Raw genomic sequence first — 25964 nt, 5'->3', positions numbered from 1 at the left:
GTTTAGGCTGCGCCGGGTGCTGGGGCGTCTTGTTCTGGAGCGGTGAGTTTAGCCCTGATCTCTTCGGTGATCTCCGGGTGTTCCTTGAGGAACAGCCGGGAATTTTCACGCCCCTGGCCGATGCGCTCCTTGCCGTAGGAGAACCAGGCGCCGCTCTTCTCGACCACGTTGCGCTCGACGGCGAGGTCCAGAACGTCCCCTTCTTTCGAGATCCCTTCACCGTAGAGGATGTCGAATTCCACTTCCTTGAACGGGGGGGCCACCTTGTTCTTGACCACCTTGACGCGGGTCCGGGAGCCGATCATGTCGTTGCCCTGCTTCAAGGCCGCGATCTTCCTGATATCCATGCGCACCGAGGCGTAGAACTTGAGCGCGTTGCCGCCGGTGGTGGTTTCCGGGTTGCCGAACATGACGCCGATCTTCATCCTGATCTGGTTGATGAAGATGACGCAGCAGTTGGATTTCGAGATGATGCCGGTGAGTTTCCTGAGCGCCTGGGACATGAGGCGTGCCTGCAGGCCCATGTGCGAGTCGCCCATGTCACCCTCGATCTCGGCCTTAGGGACCAGGGCGGCGACGGAGTCGACCACGAGGACGTCGATGGCGCCGGAGCGCACCAGGGTTTCCGCGATTTCCAGAGCCTGCTCGCCGGTGTCCGGCTGGGAGACCAGGAGGTCGTCGGTTTTGACGCCGAGTTTCCTGGCGTAGCCGATGTCAAGGGCGTGTTCCGCGTCGACAAAGGCGGCGATGCCACCCAGTTTCTGGGCCTCGGCGATCACGTGCAGGGCGAGGGTGGTTTTACCGGAGGATTCCGGTCCGAAGATCTCGATGACGCGGCCGCGGGGTACGCCCCCCACTCCAAGCGCGATGTCCAGCGAGAGGGAGCCGGTGGGGATCGCCGCCACGTCCGGCAGCGCCTCATCGTTCCCGAGCCTCATGATGGCCCCTTTGCCGAACTGTTTCTCGATCTGGCTCATGGCCAGGTCGAGGGCTTTTTCCGCTTTTTCCTTGTCGAGCATCGTTTTATATCTCCTTAGCCTTGTCAGGCGCTATTTTTGGGTCTGGTTCCGGAACCAATCACACATAACACAACTAAAACCGCAAAGGCAAATGCAAAGGCAACCGTTCTACGTTCTATGTTCTACGTTCTACGTTAAAACCGTAAAAATCGACTTGCGCTCTCCTGGCGCGAAAACCGTTTGCGGCCGTCCTGCACCCACAAGCCGTCAACGTAGAACCCAGAACGCAGAACATAGAACATGTTTTAGAAAAGAGCCGGCTGGATCAGCTCCTGCTCCAGCGGCAGCACCAGGAAGAAGGAACTGCCGTCGTTACTCTCGACCCAGACCATGCCGCCGTGGGCCTCGACCATCCCCTTGACGATGGCCAGCCCAAGCCCGGCGCCTTTGCCCTGTCTCCTGCCGCTGGAGTGGTGCCTGATCTCGCCCACCTCGTAGAAGATCTCGAAGATCCCCTGCTGCTCGTGCAGCGGAATACCGATGCCGCAGTCGCGCACCTCCACTTCCAGGTAGCAGCGCTCACCGCAGCGCCTGAGGAAATCGGGGTTGAACCGTTGCAGTGTGTGGGCCCGCTGGTGCAGGTCCCCCTGTTGGACCACGCGCCCCTTCACCACGATCTCGCCCCCCTCTGGGCTGAAGCGGATGGCGTTCAAGAGCAGCTCATAGAAGACCCGTTCGAGGTAGCCGCAGTCCCCCTGGAAGAAGGGGAGCTGGTCCAGTTCGCGCAGCGTCACCACCTGGCCCCGCTCCACGAACAGGGGCTGGAGCTGGTCCAGGAGGTTTTCCAGCAGCATCCTCAGGTGGATGGCGGAGGTCTCCAGCCCTTCGCGGCGCGACTCGAGCCGGATCAGCTTCAACAAGTCCGCGACCAGGGCCTTCAAGCGGAGCCCGCCGTCCCGCACCATCTCCAGTACCCGGCAGGCGTCCTCTTGCGAATTCCATCCCTGCTGCAGCAGGTGGTCGACGCCCGAGATGATGCTGGTGAGCGGGGTGTTGAACTCGTGAGAGACCATGCCCAGGAACTGGTTCTTCATGCGGTCCAGCCGCACCTGCTCCAGGTGCGCCCGCTCGACCAGGGCCAGGTTCTGCTTCAGCTTGCTTTCGGAAAGGGAGAGGTTGTGGCTGCTCTTCTCCAGGAGCCGGTGCGAGCGGAGCAACTCCTCGCTTTTCCATGTGAGCTCGGTGAAGAGCCGGGTCTGCTCGATGATGCTCCCCATCTGCTTGCCGACCGTCTCCAGGAAACGCAACTCCTCGGGGGCGTAGCTGTGGGGCTCGCGGTGGATGAGGTGGATCACGCCGAGCAGGCGCTCCTGCGAGCTGACCGGGATGGAGGTGAGGCTCCCCCAGCCTTCGCCGGCACGCCCCAGGGGAACGATGCAGACTTGGTCAAAGCTGTTCGGGGTGTTCAGGGTTTCCCGGAGCACCTGCTCCAGGTCGGGGGAGGCGTGCTTGGAGGCACACAGGGTAGGGGAGGATGTTTCGGGGGTGGAGAGGTGCAGGGTGCCGCCTTCGGCGCGGAACAGTTCCATCAGCTCGAGCAGGGTCCCTTCCTGAACCGTCTTCAGCTCGGTCCCCAGGTTCATGCTGGTGAGCATGTTGTTCAGGATGGAGAGCTCGCGGTTTCTCTGCCAGATCTCCCGCTCTGTGCGACGTTTCTCGGTGATGTCACGCAGCAGGCAGTGGGCGACCTGCTCGTCGCCGAGGTTGATCAGCCGGGCGTTGATCTCGCCCAGGAAGGAGGAGCCGTCTCTGCGTTTGAGCCGCACCTCGTCCCAGTCGGCTTCCCCGTTGCGTACCAGTTGGTACAAAAACGTGCGCAACCGCTCGTGCTCGCAGGGGTCCAGCAGGTCGCGCACCGCCATGGTGCCGAGCTCGTCCTTGCTGAACCCGAAAAGCTCCCGCCCCAGCCGGTTCTCCTCCTCGAGTTCGGCCGTTTCGACCTTGAAGATGAAGATGGCGTTGCCGGCCCCTTCCAGGAGGCTCTTGTAACGCCGCGCGCTCTTGGCCGCCTCCTGCTGCATCTCCCCGATCTCGCGGCGCAGGCCGTCCACCATGGTCGCCTCGCGCTGCTTGAAGAGCGCCACGAAGCACAGCAGCACGGCCGCCAGCGAAACGGACACCCCGAAGTGCAGCCATCCGGGCAGCGGCGCGTACTGCTCGATCAGAAGGAGCAGTAATTCGCAGGCGACAATCAGTAACAGCGGCGCAAAGTGCAAGGTAGGTCCCCTGTACCAGCTTAGTTATGGCCCCGTGTCAGTCGGGGGCCGCTGCTCCATGGCGGATGAGGAGGTGTTCGCGCAACCAGTTGAGCGCGGTAAAGCAGGTGATGGAGCGGACCCGGTCACGGTCCCCCTGGAAGTTGCAGCGCTCGATCCGGCAGGACCCGGCGTCGGCCAGCGCGATGTAGACCGTGCCGACCGGCTTCTCCGGCGTGCCACCGTCCGGCCCGGCGATGCCGGTCACCGACAGGGCCAGGTCGCTGCCGGAGGCCTCGCGGGCCCCTTGGGCCATGGCGCGGGCGACCTCGGCGCTGACCGCCCCGTGCCGCTCGATCAGCTCGGGAGGGACGCCGATCATCCTGCTCTTGGCGGCGTTACTGTAGGTCACGTTCCCTTCCAGGAAGTAGGCGGAGCTGCCGGCCACCGCGGTGATGCGCGCGGCGATCATGCCGCCGGTGCAGGACTCGGCGAGGGCCAGGGTGACGCCGCTCTCCCGCAACAGGCGCGCCAGCACGCAGTCCATGGTGTCCTCGTCCTCGGCGAAGAGGTACTGCGCCAGCCTCTTTCTCACCTCGCCGGCCGCCTCCTCCATGAGTTGCGCGTCTGTGGCTGCCGCGCGCAGGATCACGTGGATCTCGGGGTATTTGACGCAGTAGGCGAGCTGTACGGGGGCGTCTGCCGGGAGGGCGCCTTCCAGCCGTTCCGCGATGGCCGCCTCGGGGATGCCGAAGAGCTTCAAGGTGATGCGTCGCCAGGGCGCGCGAAGTCGCTTGGCGAGCTCCGGGAGCACCGTCTCCGCCAGCATCCGCTCCATCTCGTACGGGACGCCCGGGAGGAAGAAGAGTTCGGCCTGCCCGATGGTGATCCCGAAGCCGCAGGCGGTTCCCAGCGGGTTCGGGATGAGCCGGAAGCCTTTGGGGAAAAGGGCCTGGCGCCGGTTGGCCGGGTGCAGCGGCCTGGCGATCCTCTTTTCGAACTCGGCCAGGTGCTCCAGCGCCGTCTGCGATAACTCCAGCTCGACTCCCGCCGCCCGTGCCGCGCCCTGCGCCGTGTAGTCGTCGGGGGTGGGGCCGAGCCCGCCGGTGACGATGACGGCGTCGCTTGCCGCAGCCAGCTCGGTGAGGGCCTGCGCGATCGCCTCCTCGTCGTCCGGTACGGTGAGGTGCCGGTAGACGCGCGCGCCGCAGTCGTAGATGCGGCCGGCGATGTGGCTCGCGTTGGTGTCGGTCACTTCGCCGGTGAGGAGCTCGTCTCCTATGGAAAGGATGGCGACTCTCACAAAAGCCTCAGCACCAGGTGCGTGGCGGCGCAGGCGTAGACGCCGGCGGCGATGTCGTCCAGCACCACGCCGTAGCCGTTTTTCAGTGAGCGGTCGAACCAGCGCGCCGGCTGCGGCTTCAGTATGTCAAAGATGCGGAACATGATGAAGCCCGCCAGGATCCCCTGCCAGGAAGCGGGGACCGCGGTCATGGTCACCAGGTAACCCGCCACCTCGTCGATGACGATCTTGCCCGAGTCGTGCTCGCCCCAGAGCTCCTCGCCAAAGCCCGCGCTCCAGCAGGCGAACAGGGTGAAGGCGACCGTGGTGACCAGGTAGAGCCAGAGCGGCATGCCGGAGAGGAGCAGGAAAAAGGGAATCGCGCCCAGCGTCCCGACCGTTCCGGAGGCGAAGGGGGCAAAGCCGGTGCCGAACCAGGTGGCGGCAATAATCACGAACGTCTTCATCCCTTGCCGCACTCCATCTGCACCGTCCGGTACACCTCGCCCAGCGGCACTCCCTTAGCGAGGGCGATCTCGCGGCAGGAGTCGTATTCCGGCGTCACGCGCCCGTCGCCCAGTACCTTGACCCGCACCTCGCCCAGAGAGGTCGTCCGCGTCTCGCAGGAGCGGGGGAGGGTGATCCGGCCGGCCGGATAGTAGCGCAGGCCGATGGCACTCGATTCCGAGAGGATCAGGTCGGAGAGCTTTTGCAGGTCGCCCGGCTTGGCGATAACGGTGAGCCGGGTGCCGGGGCGGTTCTTCTTCATCTGCAGCGGCGAGAAGGCGACGTCCAGCGCCCCCGCCTCCAAGAGCCGTTCCATGAGAAAGCCGAAGATCTCCGCGGGCATGTCGTCGATGTGGGTCTCGAGGACCAGCACCTCCTGGGCCTCTTTGGCCTCGGCGCTCTCCCCGAGCACCAGCCGGAGCAGGTTGGGGAGTTCCGGGAAATCCTTCTCGCCGGCGCCGTAGCCGGTTCCCGCCACGGTCATCACCGGGGGAGCTCCGAAACTGTCGGCGAGCGCCGCGACGATGGCCGCGCCGGTCGGGGTGACCCGCTCGCCGGGGCCGATGTCGGCGCCAAGGGGGATCCCCTCCATGAGCTTCGCGGTGGCGGGTGCCGGGACCGGAAGCAGGCCGTGCGCGGTCTTCACGAAGCCGTGGCCGTAGGGAAGGCCCGAGGCGCAGACCCGGTCGATGCCAAGATAGTCGAGGCCGATCGCGGTCCCGACGATGTCGACGATGGAGTCGACGGCGCCCACCTCGTGGAAGTGCACCCGCTCCAGCGGCACGCCGTGCACGCTCGCCTCGGCCTGCGCCAGCTTCAAGAAGATGCGCTGGGAGAGTTCCTTGACCCGCGGTTTGAGACCCGACTTCTCGATCATCGCCGAGATGCCGGAATAGTGGCGGTGCGGCTGGTCCTCCTCGGTGAGGGTGACCTTGAAGGAGGTGCCGGCCACGCCGTGGCGGTCGACCTTGCGGCTCTCCAGCGTGTAGCCGCACAGCGGCAGCGAGGAAAGTTCCTGTTGCAGTGTCTCCAGCGGGAGCCCGAGTTCGATCAGGCCGGCCACGGTCATGTCGCCTGCGATCCCCGCGAAGCAGTCGAAATACAGTACCTTCATCCGTGAATCCTGTTCATGAGGCTCGCCGCGTAGGCCGCCCCGAAACCGTTGTCTATGTTCACCACCGTCACCCCGGCGGCGCAGGAGTTGAGCATGCCCAGGAGGGCCGCCACGCCGCCGAAGGAGGCGCCGTAGCCCACCGATGTCGGTACCGCGATCACCGGCTTGTCCACCAGGCCGCCGACCACCGAAGGGAGCGCCCCCTCCATCCCGGCCACCACGATGATCACCGAGGCTTCCGCCAGGGTGCCGCGCCGCGCCAGCAGGCGGTGCAGTCCGGCGACGCCCACGTCGTAGACCTTCTCCACCTCGTTCCCCATCATCTGTGCGGTGAGCACCGCCTCGGCCGCAACCGGAATGTCCGAGGTACCGGCGCAGACCACGAGCACCTTGCCCCGGCCGCGCAATGCCACCGGATGCTGTTCGATGGTGAGCGCGCGGGCGTCGGCGTGGTAGATGGCCTGCGGGAAGAACTCCTGGAGTTTCGCCCCCTTGGCCCGGTTGACCCGGGTCGCCAGGACGTTGCCCCCTTTTTCCAGGAGCGCGGTGATGATGGTGCGCATCTGGGCGACGCTCTTGCCTTGGCCGAAGATCACCTCGGGAAAACCCTGGCGCAGCGTGCGGTGGTGGTCGACCGTGGCGCAGCCGACGTCTTCGAAGGGGAGGTGCTTCAATTTCTCCAGTGCCTGGGGAACATCGAGCGCCCCCTCACTCACATCCTGGAGAACTTTTTCAATTACCTTATTTTGCATGAATATGAAGCTGCCTCCGGAGTTGGAAAATGCGATTAAGGCTAACATACAAACATAGGATTCGCTGCTAAAAAATGTTTTTTTTGGCAGGAGCTAGGAATTTTCTGAGAGACAAACGGTGGGCTTGTGTCACAGTGCCGCAACGTAGCGGAGTAGTAAGAAAAAGCCTCCCGGGGGGAGGCTTTTAAGTGAAGCTAGGGTGTCCCGGATCTCTTAGGGGCGGCAACGCTGTTGTTTCCCCTCTTCCGCTGTGCTTCCATCACCGAGCGCAGGATCCTGTTGGCCCTCGTCTGATACCCTTTGCCACCTTCTTTCAGCCAAGTCACCACATCGGAATCCAGGCGGATGGTGATGGTTTGTTTGGCGGAGACGAAAGTGGCTTTTTCGAAAAAATCATCATCGAGTTCCGGGATGTCGGAGTAGTCAATCTCCTCCTCCTTCACGGCGTCAACCCGATCCCAGTCGGTGTGCGAGGGCTCTTTTAAATTTTGCTTTTTCACGGCTATTGGCCTTTCGTAAAGAGATGATGCGGATGGTGTCGGTACCCCTCATGGTAAAGACGCCGACCATGATACGGCTATTGATGTTCCCAATCACGATGATGCGGGGGTCGCCGTAGTCTCTGCGATCGTCCTGCATCTCGAACCGGTTCGAAAGGAACATCTCAGGGACATCGGCAAAATCGCACCCGTGCTTTTCCCGGTTCAAGCAGTTCTTGCGGTCATCCCACTCGAACTTCATCGCTACCTCATTGTATGTACAACTGTACGCACAGTCAAGCCGGATGCACGGACAACAGGGGTGATTATACCTTGTTTTCTTTTGCGAAAGCGCTGGGGCTGTTGTAAGTTTTGACCTTGCTGCAGGAACCTTTCATCGGAGGTCGAGATGGCACAGGAGAAACAGAGGCTGGTGGCACTGGTGACCGGCGCGGCGCGGGGGATCGGCAGGGGCATCGCGCAACGGCTGCTTGCAGAAGGGCATGCCGTGGTGCTGACCGACATAGACGGCGCGGCGGTTGCCGAGACGGCGGCCGCTCTCGGTGCCCCGGACGCGGTCCTGGCCTTTCAAGCGGACGTCGCGGACGAGCGGTCGGTGCAGGCGCTCGTAGCCCAAGCCTTGGCGCGCTTCGGGCGGCTGGACCTGTTGGTGAACAACGCCGCGCTGGCCCGCGCTCACGCGGCGCCGGTACACGAGCTGGACCTTTCCGAGTGGAACCGCGTCATCGGCACCAACCTGACCGGCGTCTTCCTCTGCAGCAAGCACGCGGTGCCGCACCTGAAGCGAAGCCGCGGCAGCATCGTCAACATCTCCTCCACCCGCGCGCTGCAGTCGGAGCCGGACACCGAGGCGTACTCCGCCAGCAAGGGAGGCGTCGTCGCCCTCACCCATGCGCTGGCCATGAGCCTCGGGCCGGAGGTCCGGGTCAACTGCGTGAGCCCCGGTTGGATCCACAACGGCGACGAGGCGGAACTGCGGCCGGTCGACCACCAGCAGCATCCCGCGGGACGGGTCGGCCGCGCGCATGACATCGCGGAAATGGTTCTCTTTCTCGCCTCGTCACGTGCCGGATTTATCACCGGGCAGAACTTCGTGGTCGACGGCGGCATGACGCGCAAGATGATCTATGAAGAGTGAGGTAGCAGGAGTGCGAAGTGTTGACCACTAGCAGTACACCCGGCCTGGCGTTCCCCCCTTTGCGAAAGGGGGGGCAGGGGGGGGGTTAGGGAGCGCTAGTTGCTAGTTCCCCAAAAAAAACGGGACGCGGCCGATGTGGCTGCGTCCCGTTTGTCGTTGTAGTTGCTTCTTTGCCCGCTTTGCCGTCCCGGTCTAGCGGATCCGGTTCAGCCTGTGCTGGTACAGGTAGTCGGCGCCCTGGTAGTAGGCGAGCATGTCCGCCATCATGGCGTCGGTCACCGGCTCGCTCTTGGCGTCGCCCGTCTTGCGGTTCACCTTGTACTGCGCCGCGTACTGCCTCGGCCCCAGCACCAGGAGTTCGTTCTCGGTGAGAAAGCCCAGTTTCTGGTACGTCGAGATGAAGGCGCGCGCCGGCTGCCCGGATTCCTTGAACACGTCGCGTCCCAGGAAGTCGCTCTTGTAGCTCATGTTCATCAGGCCGAGCACGGTGGGGGCGACGTCGATCTGGCTCATCAGCTTCTCCACCCGGGCCGGCTTGATGTGCGCCGGGGAGTAGACCAACAGAGGGATCTCGTACTTCTTGATCGGGATGTCGGTCTTGCCGGCGCTGCCGGCGCAGTGGTCGGCGACGATGACGAAGATGGTGTCCTTGAACCAGGGCTTGCTGCTCGCCTCGGCGATCAGCCTGCCGATGGCGTAGTCGGCATACTTCACCCCGCCGTTGCGCCCATTCTTGGCCGGGATGTCGATCCTCCCTGCCGGATAGGTGAAGGGACGGTGGTTGGAGGTGGTCATCACCATGGAGAAGAAGGGCTTGCCGGCGGTGTAGGACTTGCTCCCCTCCTTGATGACCTTGCGGAACAGATCCTCGTCGCACACGCCCCAGACGTTGGCGAAGCTGATCTCGTCCTTGGCGAAGTCGGTGCGGTCTACGATGGAGTAGCCATTGGCCGAGTAGAAGGCATTCATGTTGTCGAAGTAGCCGTGCCCGGCGTAGATGTACTTGGACTGGTACCCTTTGGCGTTCATGATTTCGCCCCAGGATCGGAAGCCGCCGTTGTTGGGACGCTTCACGATCGACGTGCCGGGGAGTGGGGGCACGGAGAGGGTGAGGGCCTCCAGGCCGCGCACGGTGCGGGTACCGTTGGCGTAGAGGTTGGTGAACAGAAGCGACTGGGATGCCAGGCGGTCCAGGTTCGGGGTCAGCCCCTTGTCGTTACCGAAGGCGCCCAGGTACTCGGCGGACAGGCTCTCCTCGATCACCACCACCACGTTCAGGTGCTTTTCGGGGCCTTCGGCGCGGATGGTGCGGGTGAAGCGCTCTGACTTGGGATCGATGAAGCTGTTGTTGCGCTCGGCGACTAGGGTCCTCAGTCGCGCGTTCACCTGGTTTTGCGGCAGGGTGCGGTAGAACCTGGTGAAGGGGAGCTCGTTGTTGATGAAGGCGGCGAACAGGTTGTAGACGCCGTTGCCCGCGATCTCGTTGGCGTAGTTGTTCTTGGAGATGGCGGACTGGGAGATGTTGACCACGCCGTAGGAGAGGACCACGGGGAGCAGGAGCAGGAACCCGGTGCGGTGGTAGGCGCCGTTGAAGGTCAATTCCGCCCCGCGGGTCAGCGGCTTTCTCAGCACCCAGCAGACCGCAGCGGCGGCGGCGCCGATGCCGGAGAAGATCACCGACAGCGGGTAGGACTCCCGGATGTTGCCGACCACTTCCTGGGTGTAGACCAGGTAGTCGATGGCGATGAAGTTGAAGCGGGTGCCGAATTCATCGAAGAAGATGAATTCCGCGCAGATGTCGAAGATCAGCACGCCGACGAACAGGGCGAAGAGCAGGCGCACCAGCCAGATGTGCCAGCGGTGCGTGGCCACCCGGCGCGGGACCAGGATCAGGTACAGCGCCAGCGGCACGATGGCGTAGGCCAGCGTGGCCAGGTCGAAGTAGAAACCGGCGGCGGCCGCCTTGAGCAGCAGCGAGAGTTTGAGACCGGCCCCTTTCGGGGTGGCGGCTGCCAGCATGATGCGGATGGCGGTGCTGACTGCGAGGAAGGTACAGGAGACGAAGGCGACCAGGCCCAGTCGTCGTTGCGGCATAAGAAAACCTCTTTAGTGTCTAGTGGAAAAGCAACACATATAGTATGAAAAAGCTCCTTGCTGTTGCATTGCAGGGAGATGACATTTCTGTCATGTAACTAACGGAGTTCTTCGTCTTTGTGGTCGAGTACGGCACGCACCTTTGCCGCCAGGTCGTTCATGGTGAAGGGCTTGGAGATGAAGTTCACCCCCTGGTCCAGTACGCCGTGGTGCGCGATCACGTTGGCCGTGTAGCCCGACATGTACAGGCACTTGACCCCGGGGCAGAAGGGAAGCAGCCTGCGCACCAGGTCCCTGCCGTTCATCTCCGGCATCACCACGTCGGTGACCACCAGGTCGATCCGGTCGCGATACTCACGCGCCAGTTCCAGGGCCTCCCCCGGCTTCGACGCAGGCAGCACGTGGTACCCCTGCAGGGTCAATAGGGACTCGGCAACGCTCAGGATGCTCGGCTCGTCCTCGACCAGCAGGATGGTCTCGCTGCCGCCGTGCGCCTGGGCCGGGGCAGATTCAGGGACGGCTTGCGCCCCCTCCTCGGTGTGCCGCGGCAGGTAGATCTTGAAGGTGGTCCCTTTCCCCGGCTCGCTGTAGGTGTTGATGAAGCCGTTATTTTGCTTCACGATGCCGTACACCGTGGCGAGCCCCAGCCCCGTGCCCCGTCCCACCTCCTTGGTGGAAAAAAAGGGTTCGAAGATCTGCGCCTGGGTTTCCTGGTCCATGCCGCAGCCGTTGTCGCTCACCGCCAGCAGGACGTACTCGCCCGGGACGAAGTCGAAGTGCGCGTTGCAGTACTCGGCGTCGAAGGAGACGTTGCCGGTCTCGATGGTGATCTTGCCGGTGTCGGCGATGGCGTCGCGCGCGTTGACGCAGAGGTTGGCCAGGATCTGGTCCAGCTGCGAAGGGTCCATCCTGACTTGCCACAGGCTTCCGCCCGGGCTCCAGGCCAGGTCGACGTCCTCGCCCACCAGGCGCTTGAGCATCTTCAGCATCTCTTCCACCGCGCCGTTCAGGTTCAGCACCTTGGGCGCGATGGTCTGCTTGCGGGCGAAGCCAAGCAGCTGGCTGGTGAGCGCCGCTGATTTCTCCGCTGCCTGCCGGATCCCCTCCAACCGCACCCGGGTCGGGTGTTCCGGTCCCAGCTCCTGCAGCCCCAGCTGGGCGAGCCCCATGATGACGGTGAGCAGGTTGTTGAAGTCGTGGGCGACACCTCCCGCGAGCCTCCCTACCGACTCCATCTTCTGGGCCTGCTGCAACTGGTGCTCCAGCCGCTGCCTCTCGGTCTCGGCCCGTTTCAGCTCGGTGACGTCGGACACCAACACGTAAAAGCCACGGGCGCGGCCATCCACCATGTCCGGGATGTAGTGGGACCAGACGTAGGCGGGCTCGCCGTTGCGCTTCACCAGCGTCCTTTGGAAATGCTGCGGCTCCCCCGCCAGTGCCGCGCGCACGTGCGGCTCGTTCTGGGCGAAGAGTTCCTCACCCAGGAGCTCGCGCATGGTGCGACCGATGATCTCCTCGCTCTTCATGCCGAACCATTCACGGTAGGTCCGGTTGGCGAAGTCGCAGGTCAGGTCGGCGTTCCAGTAACCGACCAGCCCCGGCAGATGGTCGGTCAACAGGCGCAGGAAGCGCTCGTTCGTCTCGAGCGCCCTCTCGAATTTCATGCGCTCGGTGATGTCCTCGGTGAAGATGACGATTCCCCCCACCTCGCCCGCCGCCCGGTACCAGGGGCGGATCTCCCACCTGACGTACTGCAGCGAGCCGTCGGCGCGCCGGAACTCTTCCGCCTCCTCCCGGAGGGTCTCCCCGGCCAGGCCACGGCGGTGGCACTCCTTCCAGTGCTCGGGGATCTCGGGGAAGACCTCGTAGTGCGACAGCCCCAGGATATCGCGCTCCCCCAGGCCGTACATGGAGAGCCAGCGCCGGCTCACCTCGATGTAGCGCATGTCGCGGTCGAACATCGCCAGGGACGCGGGCGCGGCCTCGAAGAACAGCCGCAGCTGCGCGTTCTTCTGCCTCAGGTTCTCCAGGCTTTCCAGGCGGCCCCGGTCCGCCGTCGCCAGCTGGCCCAGGAAGCGGTTGATCTGGAAGTAGAGCAGGGTGGCGGTGCAGAGGATGAAGAGGAACCCCTTGGCGAGCGCGATCTGCAGCAGCGTCCCCTTGTCCTCGACCATGAGGCCGATGACGCGGTCGGACCCGTAGATCCAGGCCAGCCCGAAGACGGCGTAGATCCCGACGATGCGCACGGTCTGGTTCTGGAACAGGCGGCGGCTGGAGGAAGCCGCGCTCGAAAGTTCCTGGTCAGGTTTCGGCAAGGGTCGCTCCTGTCTCCCCGTGACGAGGTGCCGGAAAGCGCAGGGTCACCACGGTGCCCGCACCGGGGCGGCTGGCTACCGAGGCGGTGCCGCCGTGAAGGTTCATGATGGAGCGGACGATGGCAAGGCCGAGGCCGCTCCCCTGGTTGTAGATCTGGCGGGCCTGCGGCGAGCGGTAGAACCGGTCGAACACGCGTGGCAGTTCGGCCGGGTCCACCCCCATGCCGTCGTCCTCGACCGCGATTTCCAGCCCCCCCTCGTCGGTCCCACGCAGCTTCACCCTTATTTCGCCGAAACGGGAGCCGTAGTGCAGCGCGTTGGAGATCAGGTTGCCCAGGGCGCGCTGGAACAGGTGCGGGTCGACGCTCACCTCGCCGTCCCCTTCGATGACGATGGCGGTGTGCTGCTCCTCGGCCAGGTTGCCGTAGTATTCGGCCAGCCGCTCCACCTCCACCCGCGCGTCGATCAGGACCGGCTGGTAGGGGCGGTCCGGCCGCGCCAGGAACAGGATGTCCCCCACCATGCGGGAGAGCCGCTCGTACTCCTCGATCGCCGACTCGATGATGCGGCGGTACTCCTCCTCGGAGCGCGCCCGGGAGAGCGCCACCTCGGCCTCCCCGCGCAGGTTGTTGATCGGGGTGCGCAACTCGTGGGCCAGGTTGGCGGAGAACTCCGAGAGGCGGGCGAAGGATTCCTCCAGCCTCCCCAGCATGGCGTCCAGCGCCACGGTGAGTTGGTTCAGTTCGCGCGGCCAGTTCGCCGTCCCGACCCGCTGGTGCAGGTCCGCCTCGGTGATGCGCGCCACCTTTTCCGCCATCTCCTGCAGCGGGCGCAACCCCCGGCGCGTGATGGCCACCCCGGAGAGCGCCGCCAGGAACAGGCCGGTCAGGACCGCCGCCGCGGTCCGGATCAGGTACTTCGACATCAGCGCGTCTTCGTCGGTAATGTCCAGCGCGACCTGGATCAGCCGGTAGTGGGGGTTCCCCGCCCGTTCCGCCCAGGCCGCGTTGAGCAGGTAGTGCCTCTTGTCGGGTGCGCGGTACTTGCGGCCGCGGCCGATCTTCTCGGCGCTGGTCACCGCCGGCGGGAACAGGTCCACCGCGAGCCCAGCCATCTCCGGGGATTGGGTGAGGGTGCTCCCCTCGGCATCCAGGACCCGCACCAAGTGCCGGTTCGGCTGCCCCGACTTGTTGGCGGGGATCTGGTCCCGCAGGGCATCGGGATGGCGGGCGATGATGTCTCGCAGCGATCCGATCCGCTCCACCAGGAAGTCGTTGTCCTCGTAGTCGAGGTCTTTGTAGAGGGCTTTGAATTGGAACCAGTTGGTGCAAAGGAGGATCAGCAGGGTGGCGACCAGGTAGAAACCTACCAGCCGTGCGGTGATCGAGCTGGAGCGGCGACGGTCAGGCCACTTCATCGATGACATAACCGACCCCCCTGATGGTGTGGATGAGCTTCAGGGCAAACGGGTCGTCCACCTTCTTGCGCAACCTCCTGATGGCGACGTCCACCACGTTGGTGTCGCTGTCGAAGTTGATCCCCCACACCTGTTCGGAGATGGTGGTGCGGGAGAGCACCTCCCCGCGGCGTCTGAGCATCAGCGCGAGCAACTGGAACTCCTTGACGGTGAGGTCGAGGGTCTGGCTGCCGCGTCTGGCCTTGTGCCGGACCAGGTCCAGCTCCAGGTCGGCGATCTTGAGCAGTTCGGCCTGCTGCAGGGGGTGCCGGCGCAGGATGATCCTGATCCGGGCCAGGAGTTCGGAGAAGGCGTACGGCTTTACCAGGTAGTCGTCGGCGCCAAGTTCCAGGCCGTGCACCCGGTCGTGCACCGCGTCGCGCGCGGAGAGGAAGATCACCGGGACGTCCTTGCCGGCCTCGCGCAGTTCCTGGATGATGGCCCACCCCCCCTTGATGGGGAGCATCACGTCGAGGATGATCAGGTCGTACTGCTCGGTCATGGCCAGGTGCAGGCCATCCTCGCCGTCGTTGGCGATGTCGACGCTGAAGCCGTTCTCGGTGAGGCCCTTTTTCAGGTAGTTGGCGGCCTTATGCTCGTCTTCGATGATCAGGATGCGCATCCGACTCCCCACTGCTCATGAAATACCCGCAAGAGTATATATCATTGGAGTGCCGGACGCGATAACTATAATAAAAAAGAGCGCCTACACTCTGAACCACCCCACCATGCCGTTGAGTTCGGTGGCGAGCTGGGACAGTCCCCCCGAGGAGTGCCTGATGTCGGTGAAGGAGCTTCTGAGTTCCTTGGCGATCTGGTGCACACCCTCCATGTTCTGGGAGACCTCGCCGCTGGTGGAGGACTGCTCCTCGGCGGCTACCGCGATTCTTTGCACCATGTCCGCCACCTGCTCCACGTAGCTCACGATCTCGCCGATGGCGACCAGGGTCTGCTGCACCTGCCCCTGGACCTTCTGCACCGACTCCCTTTCTTCGTGCATGTACTCCACCGAGGACCTGACGCTGTTCTGCATGGTCTTCACTGTCTGCGAGATCTCCTGGGTCGCGGTGCTGGTGCGCTCAGCCAGCTCCCTCACGTTGTCGGCGACGACCGCGAAGCCGCGTCCCTGCTCGCCGGCGCGTGCCGCCTCGATGGCGGCGTTCAAGGCCAAGAGGTTGGTCTGGTTGGCGATGTCGTTGATCAGGGTGACCACGTCGCTGATCTCCTCCGACTGTTTTCCGAGCGACTCCACCTTCTGGGCCGCCTGCTGCACCGACTCGGCGAAGTGGTCCAGCTCCCGGGCCGTTTCCGTCATCGCCAACTTGCCGCGCTCGGCGATACCTTTCATGGTGGTGGCCGCATCCGAGGTGTCGCTGGAGTTTCTGGCCACCTCGATGGTGGTCTGGGTCATCTCGGTCATCGCCGTCGCGGACTGCTCGATGCGGGCGGTCTGCTCCTCGGCCCCCTGCTCCAGGGCCACCGCCGTCACCGAGAGCTCCTCGGAACTGCTGGCGAGGCTCTGGGTGGCGTCCTTGATCTTGCCCACCATCCCCCTCAGGTTGTGAACCATTTCCCCCATGGCGAGCTGCACCTTGCCCACCTCGTCGCTGCTCTTGCTGTCGATCTCGACGGCCAGGTCCCCCTTGGCCACCGCCTGCGAGACGGACAGGAGCTGGGCCAGCGGGCCGGAGATGGAGCGGTAGACCCAGATGCCGAAGATGATGCCGAAGAGGACGGCACCTAGGCTGATGGCGGCGATGAGGATCGTCGAGAAGCGGACCATCTTGTTGACCGTGGTGATCGCCTTCTCCTGGTCCACCTGGGCGACGCTCACCGTTTTCTGCCCGCTTTCGGCCTGCTGCTTGACGATCTCGCGCAGCTTGCCCATGGCGGTGGCCGCCTTGGCCTCCATGTCGAGCCGGTTGCGGATCTTGGAGAGGACGCCGTCCTTGACGAAAAGGAGCCCCTTGATGGTGGCGAGCGCCCCCTCCGCCTGGCGCAGGAGCGCCGTCTCGCCGCGGGCGTTGAGCTTGCCGAGCGCCTTGGCGAGCTGGGCGTCCACCTGGCCGATGCGGCCGAAGATGCCGTTCAACTCGGCCTCGATGGCGTCCACGTCCTTTACGCTTCCGGCGGTGAAGAGCCGCGAGGCGAGCCCGTCCACTTTGAGGCCGAGCGAGAGGAGCTCGGAGTTGCTGGCCATGACCCCGGTGGCCACGGTGGAGTTGTTGAAATAGGAGGACTGCTTGCGGCTTTCCGAGGAGAGGGTGTCCCCGGCCATGGCCGCCTCCTGCTCCAGCACCAGGTTCACCGCGTTCATCTTCTGGGTGATCTCGGAGAAGAGCTGGTCGCGCGCGGAGGTGTCGGTCGCGCCCGGTTCGACCGCGGCCGCCTGCGCCTTGCCGAAGGGGACGATCTTGCCGTTCAGGTACTTGAGGTCGGACGAGATGCTGCTGGAGCTTTTAGCCAGCTCGTTTTGCAGCGCGTTGTTCATCGCGGAGTTGCATTTGGCCTGCGAGATGAGGATGGCCTTCTTCCCCTGCGCCTTGCTGACCTCCATGAGCCCCAGGTGGATGTCCTTCAAGGTCAGCTTGAGCGCCTCCACGTTGCGCACCCGGTCCGACACCCCCTTGGTCTCGGTCACCGACCTGCTGTAGGAGCTGGTGCTGGCGGACTGCAGCCCCTTGATCTTGGCGTCCAGCTCCTTGAGGCGCGCCGTCGCCTCGCGCATCCGCTCGGTGATGGCCTTGTTGGCCGCCGCCGCGTCCTCCTCGGCCTGCAGCTTCCCCCTGGTCACCGTGAAGATCTCGCCGGCGATGCTGGTCAGCGCCTGGTGCGCCTCGACTTTCACGTCTCCGGAGAGCGCCTGCAGCGCGCCCTGCCCCTTCTCTACTTCGGCCAGCGACTTCTCGGCCTCGGTTTTGCCCGACTCAAATTCGCTGCGGCTGCGGGACGCGCTGGTCTTGATCAGGTCGGCGGTCGCTTCCTGGATCTCGCGCTGGAACTCCACCGTCCTCATCTGGAACGGGGTGCTGCGCTGGGTGAGGTCCTGGAGCTTGTTGTCGACGAAGCGCATGCCGACGATGCTGGCGATGGCGACTCCGGCGACGATGAGGATCACGGTGACTACGTTCAGGGTCAGTTTGGTCTTGATAGTCATGCTTTTGCTCCGGTCTCTGGGCGCTGGGGGAAGCGGTAATCGGTTACTGCTTGATGTATTTCTGCCCCTCTCCCTTGATGAAGGAGATCAGCTTCTGCACCTTGGGCGAGGGAGCCCCCTTGGTGATCACGATGACCGGCCGAGCCACGTCCGGCGTCTTCACGGTCTTGATGGTGGCGTCCAGCATGGTGACCGGGCCGAAAGCGATCGCCTCGGGGTTCGCCGCGACCTTTTCACGCACGTCCTCGAACCTCCCCGCATCGACCACGTCGGTGACGAAGGGGGCGTCGCCCATGGCGAGCTTCTTGAACGCGGCGTTGGTTGCGGGATTGATCGAGGAGAGCACGATCAGGATCGGGGCGTCGTTGCCGCCCACCTCTTTCCAATTGGTAATCTTGCCCGTGAAGATCCCCTTCAGTTGCTCCATGGAGAGTGCGGTGACCGGGTTGTCCTTGTGGGTCACCGTGTAGATCTTGCTGGCGCCGATCTCGGTGGCGACGTAGGCGGACGGGTCGGCGACCTCGATGTTTTCCTTCTTGGCCGTCTTCAAGAGGTCGGCATAGGCGAGGCCGGCGGTGGAAAGGTCGAGTTCGCCCGCCGCCAGCTGCTTGAAGGCGAGGGTGGCGCTGCTGAAGTTGAGGTTCAGGGTGATGCCGGTGCTTTTTTCGAACGCTTCCTGCACCGGTTTCAGATAGCCGTCCATGGGAGCGCCGCCCCCTCCCGCCTTGATCTCTTCGCCCATGGCGGTGCTGCCGAAGACCATCGATGCAACGAGTGCCAGATAAATCATCCCTCTTTTCATAACTGTGTCCCCTCCTGGTTAAATAGGTCTCGATACGAGACGGGAATATCGTCCTGTGTCAGGCGTCCGTCACTGTTTTATGTACTTTTTGCCGTCGCCGCTGATGAAGTCGAGGAGCTTTTGGACCTTGGCGGAGGGCTTCCCCTTGGTGACGAGCGTGATGTCGCGGGCAAGCTCCGGGGTCTGCACCGCCTTGACCGACTCGTCCACCAGGGAGAGCGGGCCGAAGCCGATGGCGGAGGGGTTCGAGGCCACGTTCAGTCTCACGTCCTCGGCCGTGGTGGCGTCGATGACGTCCTTGGCGACCGGCTTGTCGCCCATAAACTTCTTGAAGAACATGCTGTTGGTGCCAGGGGTCAACTTGCCGACTACCACCAGGATAGGCGCGTCCTCTCCGCCGACTTCCTTCCAGGAGGCGATTTCCCCGGAGAAGATCCCCTTCAGCTGCTCGGCGCTCAGCTGGTTCACCTTGTTCTCTTTGTGCACCAGCACCTTGATCTTGTCCTTGCCGATGACGACGGGCGTGAAGGCGCCAGGCTGGCCCACCTCGGCCCCTTCCTTCTTCATCAGTGCCAGCCAGTCCTGGTAGGTAAGCCCCGCCGCGGCGGCATCCACGTCCCCTTTCTCCAGGTCCACGAAGGCGTTCTTCGGGCCGGATGCGACGATGTAGAGCTTGAGGCCGGAGGCCTGCTCGAACGCGGCACGGACCGGCTTCAGTATATTCTCGGTGGGCGCGCCCCCCGCTCCGATTTTCAGTTCCTCGGCACCGGCTTGGGCGCTAAGACCTGCCAGCATTGACACGACAATCGCTGCCGCAACACGAATTACACTCATAGCTATTCCTCCTGCTTACAGGTTGAAATGGTGAGAAGCCACGACTGTCTCACAGACGCACGTGTTCTATTCGTCAGACAACAAGGAAAACTTGAAGATTAATAATTGAGACATTTATGAGGGGATGTGACAGGTGATGGAGGGTGTGTAATAGAATCTTTTCTTTTGCGATCTGTGATGATTTTCCGCTAGACCCTCACCCTGGCCCTCTCCCAAGGGAAGACGGGAGCGTGAACGTCTGTGGCGGAACGGGTGGGAGGAGAAGCGGGGCCGTGCCCCGCTCCTCGTGGCAGCTAAAGCCGGAACTGCTGGACCAACTGCTGCAGTTCCTCGGAATTGGTATGCAACTGGGCGGCCGCCAACGCCGACTCCTGTGCCCCCTGCGAGGTCTGCTGCACGACCTGGGTTATCTGCACGATGTTGGAGGAAATCTCGTTGGTGGTCGCCGTCTGCTCTTCGGCCGCGGTCGCCACCTGGTGGATCTGCATGGCGACGTCGATCTGGCGAATCTTCAGTACGCCTATGCCGCCGACCAGCGCAGTTATCAGTGCAACCAGCAGAAAGGCCGACAGCATTTTTGTTCCTACTTTCAGATTGGCCAACATACTTCCTCCTCATCGGGTATTGGGGGGTGTTGAACATTCTCTTCGGCCCCCTTCTTCCCAACCGCATCGGTCATTTCTCACGGGCGCATTCGATTTGTCCCAGTATTGGTCCAGGGAGCACCTCGTGATCCTGCTCGTCCCAGTGTCCTGAGCCGTGCAGCAGTCGAATTTTGCATTATCAAATTTTTATGGCAGGATTTTAACCATTGTGCCATCCCTCAATCACTTTAGATGTCCAGGTGTCGCAGCGACAGGCTGCCGAATGGGAGGAAGAGACATGACCCGATCCATTCTGAGCTACATTTACCCACCGGGGTGCTTCGCGCTGCCGGAGATCAAAGAGAACCGCTGTCCCCTGTGCGGAAATTTTCAGGTCGACTGCAGCTGCACCGAATGCCAGCACCCCGTGCTGGTGGACGGCAAAGAGCAGAAATGCGGCGTGCAGGGGTGCCTGGAGCACCTGTTGGATCGCGAGTTGGTCGCGCGCATCGAGCTGCTGGAATGCCAGCTTGAGAATCTCAGGACCGAGGCCAGGAACCGGGAACGACCGACCCCCCCCTGCCCGGTGTGCGGGGAGGTGCTGGTGGTGGACATCTACAATAACGGGCCGTACGCCTGCCACGGGCACTTCTATGCCGGCGAGAAGTACGGCTGGATCAAGAGGGAGCAGTATTAACCTGGGTGAGTTGATCACATCGTGGCGCAAGGGCCCGCGGGACATCCGCGGGCCCTTGTCGTTTGGGGGAGGCTTTCACCGCTTGCGCGGGACCGCCTCGATGTTGTATCTATCGAGGGAACTTGAAGCCGCAGGGGGAGGAATCGTGGAGCCGCGTAAACTGCTGCAGCAGATGTTTGAAGCCGCCGTCTTGTCGGCGCGTCCCGAGTATTGCCTGGCGCGCCACCTCCCGTCCCGACCGCAGGGGAGGGTGGTCGTGATCGGAGCGGGTAAGGCTGCGGCTGCCATGGCGCGCGCCTTCGAGGAGGCGTGGGACGGGGAGATTGCCGCGGGGCTCGTGGTGACCCGCTACGGCTACGAGGTCCCCTGCCGCCGCATCGAGGTGGTGAGCGCGTCGCATCCGGTCCCGGACCAGGCGGGGTGCGCTGCGGCGACCAGGATGCTGGAACTGGTCGCCGCCCTCACCCCCGATGACCTCGTCGTCTGCCTGATTTCCGGCGGCGGCTCCGCCCTGTTGCCGCTGCCTCTGGCGGGCGTGACCCTGGCGCAAAAGCAGGAACTCAGCCGGGAACTCTTGAAATGCGGAGCCGGCATTACCGAAATCAACTGCGTCCGGCGCCACCTCTCCGCCATCAAGGGAGGGAGGCTTGCCGCCGCCTGCCATCCCGCCCGCGTGCTTACCCTGGCCATCTCGGATGTACCCGGTGACAGCCCAACCGACATCGCCTCCGGCCCTACCGTCGGGGACGCCACCACCTGCGCCGACGCGCTCGCCATCCTGGACCGCTACCGCATCCCGCTTCCCGAGTCGCTGCGGGAGTGTCTCACCTCCGGGCGGGGAGAGTCGGTAAAGCCGGACGACCCGCGCCTGAAAAACGCACAGTTCCGCCTGGTCGCCACGCCGCAGGCGGCCCTGGAAGCCGCGGCGCAGGTCGCCAGCCGCAACGGGATTGCCGCGCACATCCTGAGTGACCGGGTCGAAGGTGAATCGAGAGAGGTAGCCAGGGTCCTGGCGGCGCTGGCACTGCAGGTGGCACGGCGCCGGCAGCCCTTCGACACGCCCTGCGTCCTTTTGTCGGGAGGGGAGACCACGGTGACGGTGCGCGGCAGCGGACGCGGCGGACCCAATGTGGAGTTCCTGCTGGCGCTCGCGCTGGCGCTTCAAGGTGAGCGACGGATTTATGCGGTGGCGGGGGATACCGACGGGGTCGACGGACAGGAAGAAACAGCCGGGGGCTTTGTGACTCCCGATCTTTTGCGGCGGGCGTGGCAACTGGGCATCAACCCCAAGCGCAGCCTGGACGACAACGATGGGCACGGCTTCTTCGAGGCGGTAGGGGAAACGCTGGTGACCGGCCCCACATTCACCAACGTGAACGACTTCAGGGCCATCCTTATTACCGGCTGATCAGACCCGGGTCTCGGTCATCAGCTTCTTCATCACGAGGACCAGGAAGGCGACCGCGACGATGAGCGCCGTGTCTTCCAGGGACTGCCAGGGCTTGAAGGTCACGGCGGAGTGGCTGTAGTAGTCGGAGACGTAGCGCGCCAGGCCGGCGAGCAGTGATACCAGGAGTGCCCCGCGTCTTCCTCCCTGCCAGGAAACCAGGGATACCGGGGCGAGGTAAAAGGGAAGCAGAGAATAATCGCCGGTCAGGTAATCGACATACCCCAGCACCACGACCAGTAAATATCCCGCCGTTACCCATCCGAACCCGGTGCAGAGGACCTTCCGCATGATACACCCCTGGCTGCCCGATGCGGGGGCAGTCGTTACTTGACGGCGTGATATTAAAAAAGCCGCCCGTTGTCAACCAGCGGGCGGCTTTTCCTACTACAGGTTAAAGCGGAATTACTTTGCAGCCGGAGCAGCGGCCGGAGCAGCAGCAGCCGGAGCAGCTTCTTTCTTCTCGGCTTTCTTAGCAGCTTTCTTAGCTTTTTTCTTCTTAGCGGCTTTTTTCACCGGAGCTTTTTCTTCTTTCTTCACTTCAGCAGCCGGAGCGGCAGCCGGAGCAGCGTCAGCAGCGAAAACAACACCAGCGAAAGCAACAGCAACGAGAGCAGCAATTACGGAAGAAACGATCTTTTTCATTTGAAAATCTCCTAGTATGAGTTTGAACTTCTCACCTTGTATAGCATTAGCCGTGCCAGGTTTTGTTGTTTTGCTTAACCTGCTGATTTCTTGAGGATCCTATTTGCCCGTGTCCGCCGCGGAGGGCGACCGAATGCCTTATTTGCTTCAGGTCGTACCTCAAATGAGGTAGGAGTAGGCCCAGAAGACCCACTTCGCCGATGGTGGAATCTTCGACCAGATTTTCGCTGGCAAGAAGTAGCCCGCCCCAGATCGATGATGGGGATCCAGGAACTGACGCCTGCCCCAGATAGAGGGCTGAGCCGATGCGCCGCCGCAACCAGGGCATATCCAGAAGGGGCACCGTGTGAACGGTGCCCCTTCTGTTACATCAGCTCTATCACAAAGATGAGGCTCGTACTCATAGCGGGTCGTCTTGATAGCATAAGTGATGAGAATGCTGGTCCTCGTCATATTGTAAACAGGGACTATGAGTGTAAACTGGACATGTTTTTCAAGCTGTTACAGGGGACGGTGTTCAACAAACGAGGCAACTACAGCTTCAAGGAGGGAACATGGGAAACATGGGGCAGTATCAGCAACTCGCCGTAACGATTGCCACGGAATACGGTACCAAACTTGTCGCAGTAATACTGTTCTGGCTCGTGGGTCGCTGGCTCATCGGTTTGGTCGGGCGCATGCTGCAGGGGGTACTGGAGAGACAGAAGGTCGATCCGACCTTGATGCGCTACATCGGCAACTTCGTTTCCGTCACCTTGAACATCGTGTTGGTGGTCGCCATCCTCGGCTATTGCGGCATTCAGACCACCACCTTTGCAGCCCTGGTCGCCGGTGTCGGCATCGCTATTGGCGCCGCCTGGGGCGGCCTTCTCGCCAACCTTGCCGCCGGGATCTTTCTCATCGTGCTGCATCCCTTCAAGGTCGGTGATTTCGTGACCGCCGCCGGGGTGACCGGGACCATCAAGGAGATCGGGCTGTTCATCACCTCGATCAACACGCCGGACAACGTCCTGACCATGGTCGGTAACAACAAGATTTTCAGCGATACCATCCAGAACTTCTCGGTTAACGCGTTCCGGCGGGTCGAAATGAAGTGCCAACTCTCCGGCGAGGCCGACCACGTCGCAGCGATGCTGCTTTTGCGGGAAAAACTCGCCCAGGTTGCCAACGTCCTGCCCGATCCCCAGGTGCAGGTGGAGATCCTGGAATTCACCCTCCTCGGCCCGGTGCTGGCGGTGCGCCCTTTCTGCCACAATGACCATTACTGGCAGGTGTACTTTGATGGCAACAAGGTGATTCGGGAGAGCCTCGCCGCCGCGGGGTTCCCGGCGCCGATGCCGGTGCAGACGGTTATGCTGCAGAAACAGTTTGCCTGCTGAAGGGCGGAAGTTTGATCACAGCCCAGCGGATATGGCCGGGCCGTCCGCCGTCGCCGTTTGACTTGCGCAAGTAAACTGTTATCAATTTAGCGTTCAGCACTCACAAATCTCAAGGAGGAAACAGGATGAAACTGATCGCAGCGTTAACGGGAATCACTCTGCTTGCCGCCAGCACCGTCTATGCAGCTCCCAAGAGCTACCAGGTGACCGGTCCGGTACTGGAAGTAAAGGACGACATGATCGTAGTTCAGAAGGGGAGCGAGAAGTGGCAGATCGCCAAGGACAAGGACACCAAGGTCACCGGCGATGTCAAGGTCGGCAGCAAGGTCACCATCATGTACACCATGAAAGCCGCCAGCATCGAGGCCAAGGACGGCGCCGCCAAGCCTGAGAAGAAGGAAAAGAAAAAGTAGGCCGACACTCGGACGTGGCGGTGCGACAGTGATTGGACAATAAGGAGGGGCTGACATGAAAGGAAAAAGCGTCGTCTACAGCTTGCGGGTCGCGGCCTTTGCCGTGGTCTTTGTGGCAGGGTATCTCTGCGGATCGATTACCGAGCAAAGGGCCAACGCCCAGATGGGAGACTTGGGCAGCGAGCTGCTGCAGAGGGCAGCGGGCAGCGGAGGCGTGATCGGCAGCGTGGCCCAGTTGGGCACCACCATTACCGAGATGGAGAAGAACGTCAGCGGCCTGCAGAAGAACATCGACACCCTGAAGAAGGTCAAGACGGCACTGGGCGGCAAGTAGAGATGCCGCACCAAAAATGCCAGCGAAGTGCCTGGGTCAGGTGCCGGAAAGTGTTGTCCAGACAGCAAGTTTAGGGCGAACACATTGAAACTCGTTGACATGGATTCCTTCGTGCGGTATGTTGCGCCGCAATAGCAAGAACCGATACACGAAAATACTAAACCATCCGCGAGGATGGGACGGAAAGCCTACAGGGTCTCACCGAGACAGCCGGGTCGCCGAAATATCACTCCAGATATCGAGGCCCCGGCTTTTTTGCGTTTAAAGGGCGCAGAAAAGACCTGAGTGGCAGGGGCGGGTTTCGAAAAGACGGAGATATCCAGCGTGAACGTTCCGGATGATTGGCATAATGCCATCGGAGGGCCTATGTTTACCACTAGATGGACATCGGACCTGGTGACCGGTATTGAAGACGTCGACCAGTGTCACAAGTACGTGGTCAAGAAGATAAACGAAGCCTATAACTGCTTCGTGGCCGGGATGCCCCCTGAAAGTTACCTACTCGACGAGATTCTGGTGTACATGTCCCAGTGTTTCGACTACGAGCAGGTGCTGATGATGGAGACGTGCTACCCGGATTTTCTTGCCCACAGGGATGAACATGAGCTTTTCAGGGAGAGGATGATTGACGTTTGCAAACCCGGAAACGCAAGCAGCCTGAGCATCGACAGGTTGCTCATCCTGGACCAGTGGGTCGAACGTCACATCCGCCAGTGCGATGCGAAGCTGGGGGCTTTCGTGGGGGAACTCTCAATCTCCGGTATGGGGAGCGGAATAGCATGAGATAATGCAGCATTTTTGTAGTGGCGGCACTCTCGTGCGGTGGGATTGTTGAACGGTCGGCGCCGGTCTTTGTACTGAAAAAAATGGTTTCAGTTACGATTGCATGAAAAAATTGTTGCAATGCGTTAAGCCATCTGCTAAAAGGTGGCCGTCAATTACAACAGATTAAGAAGTTCTCCGAACGGGCAAAACCAGAGTGATCTGGTGACGCAAAGCCACGGGTCCTGAATAAGGATAGCCGAGTTGCCGAAGAGATGGGTTAGCATCTTGGCATCCGGCTATTTACCGAACAAGAGGCGCTCTCATCTTTGGCAGATGAGAGCGCCTTTTTTTATTGGCACGGCGACCGCGGCTGCATGGCTTAAAAAAAACCGAATACGTTCTCCGAACGGGCAAAACCAGAGTGATCTGGTGACGCAAAGCCACGGGTCCTGTAAAGGATAGCCGGGTTGCCGAAGAGATGGGTTAGCATCTTGGCATCCGGCAAACACCGACTCAAGGAGCGCTCTCATCTTCG

24 protein-coding genes, 1 pseudogene and 3 riboswitches are annotated in these 25964 nt (G+C 62.5%); of the genes and pseudogenes, 7 read left to right on the top strand and 18 right to left on the bottom strand.

Translation table 11 applies throughout. From position 1 onward, the window contains the following. Window positions 1–2: 2 nt before the first annotated feature. The 8 genes from recA to JFN90_RS15870 form a co-directional block, all read right to left on the bottom strand. Window positions 3–1019 carry a recombinase RecA gene (gene recA, locus JFN90_RS15905; protein ID WP_199396109.1) on the bottom strand — a complete coding sequence of 339 codons (1017 nt, stop codon included), beginning with the start codon at window positions 1017–1019 and terminating at the stop codon, window positions 3–5. Between the two features lie 245 nt (window positions 1020–1264). After that, window positions 1265–3235 (bottom strand): sensor histidine kinase, encoded by a 1971-nt coding sequence (locus JFN90_RS15900; protein WP_199396108.1) that lies wholly within the window; start codon window positions 3233–3235, stop codon window positions 1265–1267. A gap of 37 nt (window positions 3236–3272) precedes the next feature. Continuing rightward, complete coding sequence (locus tag JFN90_RS15895; RefSeq protein WP_199396107.1) at window positions 3273–4517, bottom strand: competence/damage-inducible protein A; 1245 nt, start codon at window positions 4515–4517, stop codon at window positions 3273–3275. Continuing rightward, window positions 4514–4963, bottom strand: a complete 450-nt coding sequence (locus tag JFN90_RS15890) for a phosphatidylglycerophosphatase A family protein (protein ID WP_199396106.1) — start codon at window positions 4961–4963, stop codon at window positions 4514–4516. Before JFN90_RS15890 ends, JFN90_RS15895 begins: the two co-directional genes overlap by 4 nt. Then, entirely contained in the window at window positions 4960–6117 is a 1158-nt protein-coding gene (gene larC, locus JFN90_RS15885) for a nickel pincer cofactor biosynthesis protein LarC (RefSeq protein ID WP_199396105.1), read from the bottom strand. The genes JFN90_RS15890 and larC overlap by 4 nt, the downstream gene beginning before the upstream one ends. Further along, window positions 6114–6869, bottom strand: a complete 756-nt coding sequence (gene larB, locus JFN90_RS15880; protein WP_199396104.1) for a nickel pincer cofactor biosynthesis protein LarB — start codon at window positions 6867–6869, stop codon at window positions 6114–6116. The genes larC and larB overlap by 4 nt, the downstream gene beginning before the upstream one ends. Window positions 6870–7063: 194 nt before the next feature. Further along, window positions 7064–7312, bottom strand: a complete 249-nt coding sequence (locus tag JFN90_RS22275; protein ID WP_328755756.1) for a BrnA antitoxin family protein — start codon at window positions 7310–7312, stop codon at window positions 7064–7066. A 4-nt stretch (window positions 7313–7316) separates the two neighbouring features. Continuing rightward, window positions 7317–7610, bottom strand: coding sequence for a BrnT family toxin (locus tag JFN90_RS15870; protein WP_199396103.1), 294 nt, complete (start codon window positions 7608–7610; stop codon window positions 7317–7319). A gap of 147 nt (window positions 7611–7757) precedes the next feature. Between JFN90_RS15870 and JFN90_RS15865 the strand changes: the two genes are divergently transcribed. Beyond that, complete coding sequence (locus tag JFN90_RS15865) at window positions 7758–8507, top strand: SDR family oxidoreductase (RefSeq protein WP_199396102.1); 750 nt, start codon at window positions 7758–7760, stop codon at window positions 8505–8507. A 192-nt stretch (window positions 8508–8699) separates the two neighbouring features. On the opposite strand, the gene JFN90_RS15860 is transcribed toward JFN90_RS15865, so the two are convergent. From JFN90_RS15860 to JFN90_RS15825, 8 genes and pseudogenes are all read right to left on the bottom strand, one after another. Further along, complete coding sequence (locus JFN90_RS15860; RefSeq protein WP_199396101.1) at window positions 8700–10601, bottom strand: LTA synthase family protein; 1902 nt, start codon at window positions 10599–10601, stop codon at window positions 8700–8702. Window positions 10602–10699: 98 nt separating this feature from the next. Continuing rightward, the gene (locus JFN90_RS15855) at window positions 10700–12916 is read right to left on the bottom strand and encodes a hybrid sensor histidine kinase/response regulator (RefSeq protein ID WP_199396100.1); all 2217 of its coding nucleotides are present in this window, start codon (window positions 12914–12916) and stop codon (window positions 10700–10702) included. Then, complete coding sequence (locus JFN90_RS15850) at window positions 12903–14342, bottom strand: heavy metal sensor histidine kinase (RefSeq protein ID WP_199396099.1); 1440 nt, start codon at window positions 14340–14342, stop codon at window positions 12903–12905. The genes JFN90_RS15855 and JFN90_RS15850 overlap by 14 nt, the downstream gene beginning before the upstream one ends. Then, window positions 14320–14994 carry a heavy metal response regulator transcription factor gene (locus JFN90_RS15845; RefSeq protein WP_199396098.1) on the bottom strand — a complete coding sequence of 225 codons (675 nt, stop codon included), beginning with the start codon at window positions 14992–14994 and terminating at the stop codon, window positions 14320–14322. The genes JFN90_RS15850 and JFN90_RS15845 overlap by 23 nt, the downstream gene beginning before the upstream one ends. Before the next feature lie 84 nt (window positions 14995–15078). Further along, complete coding sequence (locus JFN90_RS15840; protein ID WP_199396097.1) at window positions 15079–17529, bottom strand: methyl-accepting chemotaxis protein; 2451 nt, start codon at window positions 17527–17529, stop codon at window positions 15079–15081. Window positions 17530–17572: 43 nt separating this feature from the next. Beyond that, the gene (locus JFN90_RS15835; RefSeq protein WP_199396096.1) at window positions 17573–18331 is read right to left on the bottom strand and encodes a substrate-binding domain-containing protein; all 759 of its coding nucleotides are present in this window, start codon (window positions 18329–18331) and stop codon (window positions 17573–17575) included. Window positions 18332–18400: 69 nt separating this feature from the next. Then, window positions 18401–19165, bottom strand: coding sequence for a substrate-binding domain-containing protein (locus JFN90_RS15830; RefSeq protein ID WP_199396095.1), 765 nt, complete (start codon window positions 19163–19165; stop codon window positions 18401–18403). 293 nt (window positions 19166–19458) lie between these two features. Beyond that, a pseudogene (locus tag JFN90_RS15825) lies at window positions 19459–19662 on the bottom strand (methyl-accepting chemotaxis protein); the annotation flags it as partial. Between the two features lie 385 nt (window positions 19663–20047). Here JFN90_RS15825 and JFN90_RS15820 point away from each other — a divergent pair. After that, complete coding sequence (locus tag JFN90_RS15820; protein ID WP_199396094.1) at window positions 20048–20446, top strand: hypothetical protein; 399 nt, start codon at window positions 20048–20050, stop codon at window positions 20444–20446. A 145-nt stretch (window positions 20447–20591) separates the two neighbouring features. Next, complete coding sequence (locus tag JFN90_RS15815; RefSeq protein WP_199396093.1) at window positions 20592–21854, top strand: glycerate kinase type-2 family protein; 1263 nt, start codon at window positions 20592–20594, stop codon at window positions 21852–21854. On the opposite strand, the gene JFN90_RS15810 is transcribed toward JFN90_RS15815, so the two are convergent. Further along, complete coding sequence (locus JFN90_RS15810; RefSeq protein ID WP_199396092.1) at window positions 21855–22184, bottom strand: hypothetical protein; 330 nt, start codon at window positions 22182–22184, stop codon at window positions 21855–21857. Between the two features lie 114 nt (window positions 22185–22298). Then, window positions 22299–22538, bottom strand: coding sequence for a hypothetical protein (locus tag JFN90_RS15805; RefSeq protein WP_199396091.1), 240 nt, complete (start codon window positions 22536–22538; stop codon window positions 22299–22301). A 554-nt stretch (window positions 22539–23092) separates the two neighbouring features. Between JFN90_RS15805 and JFN90_RS15800 the strand changes: the two genes are divergently transcribed. The 4 genes from JFN90_RS15800 to JFN90_RS15785 all read left to right on the top strand — a co-directional run bounded on the left by JFN90_RS15800 (window position 23093) and on the right by JFN90_RS15785 (window position 25447). Next, complete coding sequence (locus JFN90_RS15800) at window positions 23093–23917, top strand: mechanosensitive ion channel family protein (protein WP_199396090.1); 825 nt, start codon at window positions 23093–23095, stop codon at window positions 23915–23917. Between the two features lie 125 nt (window positions 23918–24042). Then, a complete protein-coding gene (locus JFN90_RS15795; RefSeq protein WP_199396089.1) occupies window positions 24043–24330 on the top strand; it encodes a hypothetical protein in 288 nt (95 codons plus the stop codon). Window positions 24331–24385: 55 nt separating this feature from the next. Further along, window positions 24386–24664, top strand: a complete 279-nt coding sequence (locus tag JFN90_RS15790; RefSeq protein ID WP_199396088.1) for a hypothetical protein — start codon at window positions 24386–24388, stop codon at window positions 24662–24664. 146 nt (window positions 24665–24810) lie between these two features. Next, window positions 24811–24887: riboswitch (cyclic di-GMP riboswitch) on the top strand. Between the two features lie 143 nt (window positions 24888–25030). Next, the gene (locus JFN90_RS15785; protein ID WP_199396087.1) at window positions 25031–25447 is read left to right on the top strand and encodes a bacteriohemerythrin; all 417 of its coding nucleotides are present in this window, start codon (window positions 25031–25033) and stop codon (window positions 25445–25447) included. 174 nt (window positions 25448–25621) lie between these two features. After that, a riboswitch (cyclic di-GMP riboswitch) is annotated at window positions 25622–25698 on the top strand. 130 nt (window positions 25699–25828) lie between these two features. Next, window positions 25829–25904: riboswitch (cyclic di-GMP riboswitch) on the top strand. Window positions 25905–25964 lie beyond the last annotated feature (60 nt).

The sequence above is a fragment of the Geomonas propionica genome (assembly GCF_016458235.1).
Taxonomy (GTDB): Bacteria; Desulfobacterota; Desulfuromonadia; order Geobacterales; family Geobacteraceae; genus Geomonas; species Geomonas propionica.
This window is presented reverse-complemented; position numbering and strand designations above follow the sequence as displayed.

What these genes read in the sequence shown, in the direction of transcription:
- recA (WP_199396109.1), bottom strand. Translation starts at nt 1,019, where the DNA reads ATGCTCGACAAGGAAAAAGCGGAAAAAGCCCTCGACCTGGCCATGAGC.
- JFN90_RS15850 (WP_199396099.1), bottom strand. Translation starts at nt 14,342, where the DNA reads ATGTCATCGATGAAGTGGCCTGACCGTCGCCGCTCCAGCTCGATCACC.
- larC (WP_199396105.1), bottom strand. Translation starts at nt 6,117, where the DNA reads ATGAAGGTACTGTATTTCGACTGCTTCGCGGGGATCGCAGGCGACATG.
- JFN90_RS15860 (WP_199396101.1), bottom strand. Translation starts at nt 10,601, where the DNA reads ATGCCGCAACGACGACTGGGCCTGGTCGCCTTCGTCTCCTGTACCTTC.
- larB (WP_199396104.1), bottom strand. Translation starts at nt 6,869, where the DNA reads ATGCAAAATAAGGTAATTGAAAAAGTTCTCCAGGATGTGAGTGAGGGG.
- JFN90_RS15800 (WP_199396090.1), top strand. Translation starts at nt 23,093, where the DNA reads ATGGGAAACATGGGGCAGTATCAGCAACTCGCCGTAACGATTGCCACG.
- JFN90_RS15805 (WP_199396091.1), bottom strand. Translation starts at nt 22,538, where the DNA reads ATGAAAAAGATCGTTTCTTCCGTAATTGCTGCTCTCGTTGCTGTTGCT.
- JFN90_RS15890 (WP_199396106.1), bottom strand. Translation starts at nt 4,963, where the DNA reads ATGAAGACGTTCGTGATTATTGCCGCCACCTGGTTCGGCACCGGCTTT.
- JFN90_RS15790 (WP_199396088.1), top strand. Translation starts at nt 24,386, where the DNA reads ATGAAAGGAAAAAGCGTCGTCTACAGCTTGCGGGTCGCGGCCTTTGCC.
- JFN90_RS15840 (WP_199396097.1), bottom strand. Translation starts at nt 17,529, where the DNA reads ATGACTATCAAGACCAAACTGACCCTGAACGTAGTCACCGTGATCCTC.
- JFN90_RS15830 (WP_199396095.1), bottom strand. Translation starts at nt 19,165, where the DNA reads ATGAGTGTAATTCGTGTTGCGGCAGCGATTGTCGTGTCAATGCTGGCA.
- JFN90_RS15820 (WP_199396094.1), top strand. Translation starts at nt 20,048, where the DNA reads ATGACCCGATCCATTCTGAGCTACATTTACCCACCGGGGTGCTTCGCG.
- JFN90_RS15810 (WP_199396092.1), bottom strand. Translation starts at nt 22,184, where the DNA reads ATGCGGAAGGTCCTCTGCACCGGGTTCGGATGGGTAACGGCGGGATAT.
- JFN90_RS15870 (WP_199396103.1), bottom strand. Translation starts at nt 7,610, where the DNA reads ATGAAGTTCGAGTGGGATGACCGCAAGAACTGCTTGAACCGGGAAAAG.
- JFN90_RS15795 (WP_199396089.1), top strand. Translation starts at nt 24,043, where the DNA reads ATGAAACTGATCGCAGCGTTAACGGGAATCACTCTGCTTGCCGCCAGC.
- JFN90_RS15835 (WP_199396096.1), bottom strand. Translation starts at nt 18,331, where the DNA reads ATGAAAAGAGGGATGATTTATCTGGCACTCGTTGCATCGATGGTCTTC.
- JFN90_RS15785 (WP_199396087.1), top strand. Translation starts at nt 25,031, where the DNA reads ATGTTTACCACTAGATGGACATCGGACCTGGTGACCGGTATTGAAGAC.
- JFN90_RS15865 (WP_199396102.1), top strand. Translation starts at nt 7,758, where the DNA reads ATGGCACAGGAGAAACAGAGGCTGGTGGCACTGGTGACCGGCGCGGCG.
- JFN90_RS15845 (WP_199396098.1), bottom strand. Translation starts at nt 14,994, where the DNA reads ATGCGCATCCTGATCATCGAAGACGAGCATAAGGCCGCCAACTACCTG.